This is a genomic window from Bacillus sp. 522_BSPC (assembly GCF_001076885.1).
Lineage (GTDB): Bacteria > Bacillota > Bacilli > Bacillales > Cytobacillaceae > Niallia > Niallia hominis.
This window is the reverse complement of the sequence record NZ_JVDT01000157.1, coordinates 1-8,483: the sequence shown is the minus strand read 5'-3', so window position 1 is coordinate 8,483 and position 8,483 is coordinate 1. Positions and strand designations below refer to the sequence as shown.

The following is an 8,483-nucleotide window of genomic DNA, read 5'->3' as shown; positions in this document are numbered from 1 at the left end:
CTTATGGCTATGAGTTAAAAGCTATTCTAGTGGAACCTTATGATACGAAGAAATATATCATCATCTCACATGGAGTAACGGAAAATAAAACGAGTTCGATTAAATACATGAACTTATTTTTAGAAAGAGGTTTTAATGGAATCATCTATGACCATCGTAGACACGGAGAATCTGGCGGAAAAAATACAAGCTTCGGTTATTATGAAAAATTTGATTTAAAACAAATTGTAGACTGGGTAAAAAGAGAAAAAGGAAAAGATATTATTTTAGGCATCCATGGGGAATCGATGGGTGCTGCAACGATGATTCTTTATGCTGGAGGAATTGAGGATGGCGCTGACTTTTATATAGCAGATTGTCCATTTTCGGATTTTACCGAACAGCTAAATTATCTAATTAAACAGGAGATAAAACTGCCTGGGAAAGTCTTCATCCCCATTGCTAATTTATTTCTGCGAGCAAGGGCTCGATATTCCATAAAGGATATCTCTCCTATTTCCGTTATTGATAAGATTAAAAGCCCAATGTTATTTATCCATAGTCAAAAAGATGATTTTATTCTGCCAGAAATGACTCAAAAACTTTTTGATAAAAAACAGGGTCCCAAAAAATTATTTTTCGCAGTAAATGGATTTCATGCTCAAAGCTATAATGAGAACAAAGAAGCCTATGAGAAAGCGATTGATGACTTTTTAACGGAATATGTAAAAAGTGATTAAAGAAAAGGAGATATGATTTTCTTTAGCATGTCTCCTCTTTCTTATTATATCTTAAATTGTTTTATCTTATCCTGTAGATCGGTTGCGAGTTGTGCTAATGAAGTCGAAGATGCTGCTATTTCCTGCATCGATGCTACTTGTTCTTCAGTAGCTGAAGATACGTTTTCTGTACTAGCTGCTGCTTCACTTGCCATTGAATTCACTTCCAAAATCGAACCATTAATCGTATTAGTATGTTCTTTTAATTGATCAAGCGATTGACTTACTTCCTCTACTAATATAACTAGTTCTTGCACAGATTGTTCGATTCTATGGAATGATTCTCCTGCATCTTGAACAATTGTTAATCCTGTATCTACATCATTTGCAGCAGTTGTCATCGATAAAGAAGTATTCTTAGAATCAGTTTGAATCTGACTAATAAGGCTGGTAATTTGCTCTGCAGAACCTGCAGTTTGTTCTGCTAATTTCCTTACTTCATCTGCAACAACTGCAAAACCTTTTCCTTGTTCGCCAGCTCTTGCTGCCTCGATTGCTGCATTTAATGCTAGTAAATTTGTTTGGGAAGAAATATCCGATATTACCATTGTAATATCGGATATTTGATTTATTCTAGATTCTAATGTAGCTATTGATTCGGCAAGCGTCACCATATTATTATTAATGGATTTCATTTGTGTCGTTACTTCTGAAATACGTTTCGCACCCTCAAGCGATACTTCTGCTGTTTGCTCTGCTGTTTCTGCCACTTTTTTTGCACGTACTGTTATAAGTCCAGTCGTTTCATTTACATTACGAATATCGGCTGAGCTTGATTCCATCAATCTCATTTGTGTTTCAGAACCTTCGGCAAGCTCCTGAATCGTTTCAGAAATATGTTCACTTGCTTTGCTACTTTCTTCTGAACTAGAACTCAATTGTTCAGAAGATGAAGCAAGATGATGGGATGTTTCCGATAACATTTCAATAAGGCCCTTCATTCCTTCAGCCATCCTATTATAACTATCAGATAGAGAACCTATTTCATCTTTCCCTTTATAACTCGACCTTTCTGAGAAATCTCCTTGTCCTCCTCTTTCCATTAAAGTTTTTAGACGTTTAATTGGGTTGACAATCATAGCAGAAATATAGAGACCAAATAATACAGCAAGTACTACAGCTATAATTATAACTCCCCAAGATATATAGATCATTGTCGTATAATACTTGTTATTTTCATTGGATATCTGTTCTGCTTTTTCCTCATTTGCTTTTTGAAGTTCATCCAATTGTTCATTGATAAAATTTGTTTTAGTTCGTAAATTTTTAGTATATAAACTATACGCTGAATCATTAAAATTATTGATTGATAAAGAAATAACCTGATCTTGTAGTTGATCAAAGCCAGCAGAAACATCTTTAAATATCTTATATGCCTTTGCCTCTTCCTCTGACAGTTTTATCGAATCAAGTTTTTTAATATACTTGTCGGACTCCTCCGTATTCTTTTTTATTGCTTCTAACAATTCCTGATTTTTCTTCTCATCTTCTGTAATCATTAACTCGATAATGTAGCTATCGCTTGTATATCGATATTTTTGTATTTTTGTAATATATGTATTAGGTAATAGTTTTTCTTCATACATCTTTTGAGTGTTTTTGGACATTTCCTTCATGCCATATATCCCAAATAGTCCGATTAAGATTAATGCTATTGCACTAAACATAATGATAATCATTATTTTTTTTGAAATATTAATATTTTGTAAAAATCTCATTGAAGCTACCTCATTTCACTAATTTAATCCCTTTATCATATCGACATACATCGACAATACTTTAGCCTAAAAAAACAAAAAAATTTCGAATAACGAAACTTTCAGGAAAAAATATAGTAAAAAAACTTAAATAGATACAAAAAAGCAAATTTTGCTACATTCTATCATTAAAGATAGCTTGCTTAGCAAAATTCGCTTTTATCTTTTTACCAATGCTCTTTAATAAACACATCTCTTCCAGACTTTTCTCTATCTTCTTTATAATGCGTCTTATTTTTCTTATGATAATCCTGATGATAGGCTTCAGCTGGATAGAATGTCGCAGCTGGTTCTATTAATGTAACAATTGGCTTCTTAAATTTTCCACTTTCGGCCATTGCTTGTTTCGATTTCTCAGCAAGTTCTTTTTGTTTATCATTATGATAAAAAATGGCTGTTCGATATTGAGGTCCACGATCATGAAATTGCCCATCTGGATCTGTCGGATCAATTTGTTGCCAATACAATTCTAATAACTGCTCATATGGAAACAAGTCTGGATCAAATGTAATTTCCACGACTTCAAAATGACCAGTTGTTCCTGTTTTAACTTGTTCATATGTTGGATTTTCCACATGTCCCCCACTATAGCCAGAAACAATTCCTCCAATCCCTGGCTGTTCTTCAAATGGAGATACCATACACCAGAAACATCCACCTGCAAACATTGCTTTTTCCATAATTCCCATCTCCCTAGCTGCTACAATTAATTTTTCAACATATTATTTTAAGAAAATTATCTATAACTCTCCTATTCGATTAAAATTAGTATATAATACTTTGGAGAAAGATACTATTTTATTGTATTAAGGAACATTATCAATGAATAAATTACTTCTTCAAAAAATGATTCAAAAAGCACTTAAGCAGTATCAAGTCGAAAGCAACATGCTTTCTTCCAATGATATAAATGAATTGTCTACCAAAATAATCAATCTAAAAAAACGACATCCTACATATAAGCTTTATGATATTGTTCAAGATGTTGTTTATGGTTATGTTACAGATTCACCTTATTTTTAGTGTGTTTATTTTTTATTCAAGATACCACCCACTAACTTATCAGCAATCCCTGGAAATAAATTATATAACACACTTCCCCAGTTCATCCAAACAGGAAGATTCAATTCACGTTTTGGGTGAATGATTAATTTTGTTACTTTATCTGCTACTTTTTCGGACGATAGCATATACTTTTGAACATTTTTGACATAGTTTCCAGATTTGTCTGCAGTAGTAAAAAAGGCCGTTTCGATTGGTCCTGGATTTACAGCAGAAATTTTGATATGGAATGGAGAAACTTCCATTCTTAAACTATTTGTAAAACCTAAAACAGCGTGCTTTGTCGCAGCATAGGCACTCGATTTAGGTGTGGCTAATTTACCTGCCTGTGATGCGACATTGATGATATGCCCACTGTTTTTTTCTAACATAGAAGGCAAAACTTCTTTTGTACAAGCTATAACCCCCATCACATTCACTTGAAACATATGATCAATATCCGTCATAGTGGCTTCATGCACCATATCAAATATGCCAAAACCTGCGTTATTCAGCAAGACATGGATAAAATCGACCTCTTGATATATTTTCGCAAATACTTCTTTTACTTGGTTCGTATTGCTAACATCTAAAGAAAAATAAATAGCTTTAACGGGAAATTGATTATTTATTTTCTCGCAAATAGAAGCAAGCTTATCTTCTGATCGAGCAAGAAGAATGGGACGAGCTCCCAAGCTAGCTACTTTTAAAGCAATTTTCGCTCCTATGCCAGATGAAGCACCTGTAATGACAATGTTCTTTCCATTTAATTCCTTCATCATTCACCTCAAAAAAGCGCAAACATATAGAAAAAATGCTGCGCACTATTTTTATTAATAGCAAATACTATGTTAAAATATTATAATCTATATTTAGTCTCTTGGTCTTCACGTTCTTGATAAGAGAAATTTTCATAACTATTTTTGCATAGAAGATAAAAAATAACAACCTAGCTCTTTACGCTTCTTTTTTCAAACAAACAAAATAGCGTCTCATATTCTTAGGGATACCTTTCATCTCAAACACGCCTGCATATACAAGGTGGCGAATCCGATATTCAAGAAAGTCAGGATCGATGTAAAGATTCTCTTCCTCTATCGTTTTCCAAATAAGCTGACTAGCCATTATGTATTCTATTCTTTCCTTCGCATTCATTCTTTTCCATACTTTCAAAATTGTTTGATCATAATAACCCAGATTTACCGGTATAATCTCTTGATTTTCCCATATTCGTAAAAGCTCATCAGCGTTTGTTATTGATAGCCACTCCATTCCAAATCTTTGTTTTTGATTTGTTGTAATAACATAACTGCTATCAATATGTTCAAATATAGATTGTAATATCCCGCTTTTTATTTCTGCAGTATTTGCCACTAACTTTTCAGTTGGTGCTATTTTTTCAAGGGCTTCCGATGTGTTGATAATGGAAATGGAATTAGGTTTTTTTTCCAACATAAAGATAAAAAATCTTAATGCTAACTGTTCTTCGATATTATTCCCACACCAGATATAGACGGGTCTTTCGTCATTGATTTCATCTAAACTATTTATTTTATTAGCTAGTGCAATCATGTATGGATTTTTGTCCTCAAATTCCCGATTTATGTTTTCGAAAATCCATTCAGACCGTTCTCTTTGGCCATAATGCTCATCAAGTTGACGAATTGGACCATACATAAAGGCTGCATCTAAGCCGATTACTTCGATATTCTCATTAAGGTCCATAGTTAATCTACTTGCAATATGTTGTGAGGCAACTAAATGAATCGCTTTCTTCTCTTTCACTGTCTCTCTCTTCTTTTGTTTTTTGATTACTTTATTAATAGGTGTAACTAATTCTTTTAAACTCTCTTCATCTAAAAATAATCCAGTACCTACAACTGCTTCGCTACTTTCATGTTCAAAATCTTGAAACGCTTGTTTATTTTTAATTTCATATAGAGCAGAATGGTTTGTGGTCTTTAAGTCATGTAAAGTAATATATGTATGTGACTCGATTTTGTAACTATAAATGAGATGATCATCTATCAAAAAATATACATAAGAACCGTTTGTTCTACTCTTCATTAGCAATCTCCTTATTTAAATTTACTTAGTTAAATTATACATTTTTGTAGCTAATTTTCCTACTACACAAATTTTCTATTGACAGACAAGCCCTCCATCTTGCATAATCAAATAAATTTATAAAATGAATGCGATGATTAAGAATAGTAGATGGTAATGGCTTGCAAGAGAGTGAAGTTCCTAAGGCTGAAAAACTACATCAATGTCCATTTCGTTACACCTACTTAGGAGTAGTTGGGCAAACCCAAACGTAATCCGTCGATACCGGTGAAGAGTTGTATAAACATGCCATTTGCTGTTTATATGGAAACTAAGGTGGTACCACGGAAAAAACCTTTCGTCCTTTCTTTTGGATGAGAGGTTTTTCTTGTTTCATAGTAACTGTAATTATTATAAAAAGGAGGAAAGAAAATGAACAATCTTGCTATCATTGGAGCTGGTTCCATGAGCGAAGCATTAATTTCCGGAATAGTTTCAAGCAAAATAATCGAACCAACCGCTATAACTGTCACAAATCGTGGGAATGTCAAAAGACTTACTGAATTACAGGAGCGTTATGGCATTCATTACTCCTTCAACTTAGAAAAAATCATTCCAGAAGCAGATGTCATCATTCTCGCAATGAAACCGAAAGATGTAAAGGAGGCAATTGCTCAATGGAAGGATTATCTCTCGGAAAAAACCCTTCTAATTTCTGTTCTCGCTGGTGTTAGTATGGACAGCCTACAACGATTAATCGGCACAGAAGTTCCAATTGCCCGAGCGATGCCAAACACATCGGCAACAGTTGGCAAATCTGCTACTGGAATTTCCTTCAACCCCTTTGTAGTAGACGAGCAAAAACAATTCGTCCATGAGATGTTTGAGACTGTTGGCTTCGTTACATTTGTGGAGGAAGAACAATTAGATGCAATAACTGGGCTCTCAGGAAGCGGTCCCGCATATATCTATTACTTAGTAGAAGCAATGGAGAAAGGTGGTCTTACAATCGGGCTAGATCGTGATGTAGCTAATGCATTAATTGTACAAACTTTACTTGGTGCTGCTGAAATGATCGCAAAATCATCTAAAACGCCTCTAGAGCTCCGTAAAAATGTGACAAGTCCTGGAGGAACAACGGAAGCAGGAATAAGAATACTAGAGGAATTTGATGTGCAAAAAGCTTTTATTACATGTATTCAAGAAGCAACTGTCCAATCGAAACGAATGGGAAAAGCACTTACGGACGATTTGAAGCTTCCTAAATAAAGGAAAGTAATCATTTCCCACCTATTTTTGTGCATTTCATATGCTTAAATCTTATTACTGGTGTTTAAGACACAGTGGGATAAATAGTGACTATCACTCTAATGTATTCATACAATACCAAAGGCTGTTGGCTTCAATGTGACAACAGCCTTTTTTCCTTCGGCTCTATAATATTTGTTGGGGTTGTCCTACAATTTGTATGCAAAAAAATACACGCATACATCCAATTCTTTTATACTTGAATTGTCGAGAAACAAGTAAAGAAATGGAGATGCGTGTATATGAATTTTAACATTTCTATTCCAGGATTAAAAGATGTGCTGGTAAAAAACGTAGAAGAAGTAGGAGAATATATTCATGTTTATGTAGAGATGGAGCGTAAACCGCACTGTTGTCCAAAGTGTGGCAGTCAAACCAATCGAATTCATGATTATCGCATTCAAAAAATCAAACATTTGAAGTGGTTTGAACGAAAAACGCTGTTGTTCTATAAAAGAAGAAGATATGTTTGTGCTTGCGGAAAGCGATTCTCTGAAATGAACACGTTTGTAGAGTGTTATCAGCGTAGTACGATCGAATGGAACCAGGCAATTGCAATCAAAGCAATAAAAGGAAAAACATATAAAGAGACGGCAGAAGTTTATGGAACATCCCCAACAACAGTTGTTCGTCGTTTCGATCAAATAGCCAAAGAAGCAATTCATCCGGTCACAGAGCTGCCAAAAGTGATAGCTATTGATGAGTACAAAGGCGATACCAAGGAAGGGAAATATCAATTAATTATAGCTAATGGAATCACAAGAGAACCAATTGACATTCTTCCAAATCGGTATAAAAAAACGATTAAACGGTACCTTCAAAAACATGGAGCGCAAGTACAAATCGTAATCATGGATATGAGTCCATCCTTTAAAGCAGCTGTACAAGAAGCTCTGGGTAAACCAGTTATTGTAGCGGACAGGTTTCATTTTTGTCGATATATTTATTGGGCATTAGATAAGGTTAGGCGACGTGTCCAACAAAACTTTCATGCGTATGATCGTAAGAAGTGTAAGAGAATGAAACATGTCTTTCATAAAGCAAAAGATAAGTTAAATAATGAAGAACGTTGGCTTCTAGAGAGATATCTATCTATGTCGGAAGAATTAAAGCAGGCCTATGAACTGAAAGAAGCCTTTCGAGCATGGTTTACAAGGGCTAAAGAAATTGGAAGCACACAAATTAAGAAGGTCAAATATGAACTCGAACAACTTTTAATAAGATTTAAAACCGAAGGTATTTTAGAGATGTCTGATGTAATAAAGACATTCAAGAATTGGCAGACGGAGATACTCAACAGCTTTGTGTACAATTACTCAAATGGTTTTCTTGAGGGGATTAACAATTCCACCAAAGTAATCAAACGAAACGCATTTGGATTTAGAAGTTTTGAGCGCTTTCGTGCCAAGATATTATTAACACATCAATTTAAGGGAATTGGAATACATGTTGGATAAAAACTAGAGAATGAACATTTGTATGTTTGGAGGGTCTAAGACCTTCCAAACATACAAATGCCACCAAGCTTAAGCGCGGTAGCCTAGTATTTTACCCCAACAATTGACTTAGAACC

The 8,483-nt window shown here is 34.4% G+C and carries 7 protein-coding genes and 2 pseudogenes; 4 read left to right on the top strand and 5 right to left on the bottom strand.

Annotated elements, in window-relative coordinates:
- On the top strand, positions 1–719 hold a 719-nt coding region (locus ADJ83_RS13180; RefSeq protein WP_048717928.1), incomplete at its 5' end, for an alpha/beta hydrolase.
- A 44-nt stretch (positions 720–763) separates the two neighbouring features.
- Here the strand turns inward: ADJ83_RS13180 and ADJ83_RS26875 are convergent.
- The 3 genes and pseudogenes from ADJ83_RS26875 to msrA all read right to left on the bottom strand — a co-directional run.
- Positions 764–1,402, bottom strand: a pseudogene (locus ADJ83_RS26875) (methyl-accepting chemotaxis protein); the annotation flags it as partial.
- Between the two features lie 309 nt (positions 1,403–1,711).
- Positions 1,712–2,476, bottom strand: a pseudogene (locus ADJ83_RS26870) (MCP four helix bundle domain-containing protein); the annotation flags it as partial.
- Between the two features lie 206 nt (positions 2,477–2,682).
- A complete protein-coding gene (gene msrA, locus ADJ83_RS13170) occupies positions 2,683–3,195 on the bottom strand; it encodes a peptide-methionine (S)-S-oxide reductase MsrA (RefSeq protein ID WP_031538385.1) in 513 nt (170 codons plus the stop codon).
- Between the two features lie 142 nt (positions 3,196–3,337).
- Between msrA and ADJ83_RS13165 the strand changes: the two genes are divergently transcribed.
- Entirely contained in the window at positions 3,338–3,538 is a 201-nt protein-coding gene (locus tag ADJ83_RS13165; RefSeq protein ID WP_031538386.1) for a YqzH family protein, read from the top strand.
- 5 nt (positions 3,539–3,543) lie between these two features.
- Here ADJ83_RS13165 and ADJ83_RS13160 read toward each other — a convergent pair whose 3' ends face one another.
- Both ADJ83_RS13160 and ADJ83_RS13155 read right to left on the bottom strand, forming a co-directional pair.
- The gene (locus ADJ83_RS13160) at positions 3,544–4,338 is read right to left on the bottom strand and encodes an SDR family NAD(P)-dependent oxidoreductase (RefSeq protein WP_031538387.1); all 795 of its coding nucleotides are present in this window, start codon (positions 4,336–4,338) and stop codon (positions 3,544–3,546) included.
- Positions 4,339–4,513: 175 nt separating this feature from the next.
- Positions 4,514–5,623 carry a DUF1835 domain-containing protein gene (locus ADJ83_RS13155; RefSeq protein ID WP_031538388.1) on the bottom strand — a complete coding sequence of 370 codons (1,110 nt, stop codon included), beginning with the start codon at positions 5,621–5,623 and terminating at the stop codon, positions 4,514–4,516.
- A gap of 411 nt (positions 5,624–6,034) precedes the next feature.
- On the opposite strand from ADJ83_RS13155, the gene proC reads away from it, so the two are divergent.
- Positions 6,035–6,871 (top strand): pyrroline-5-carboxylate reductase, encoded by an 837-nt coding sequence (gene proC / locus ADJ83_RS13150; RefSeq protein WP_031538390.1) that lies wholly within the window; start codon positions 6,035–6,037, stop codon positions 6,869–6,871.
- Between the two features lie 275 nt (positions 6,872–7,146).
- Complete coding sequence (locus ADJ83_RS13145; protein ID WP_081836520.1) at positions 7,147–8,367, top strand: ISL3 family transposase; 1,221 nt, start codon at positions 7,147–7,149, stop codon at positions 8,365–8,367.
- Positions 8,368–8,483: the final 116 nt, after the last annotated feature.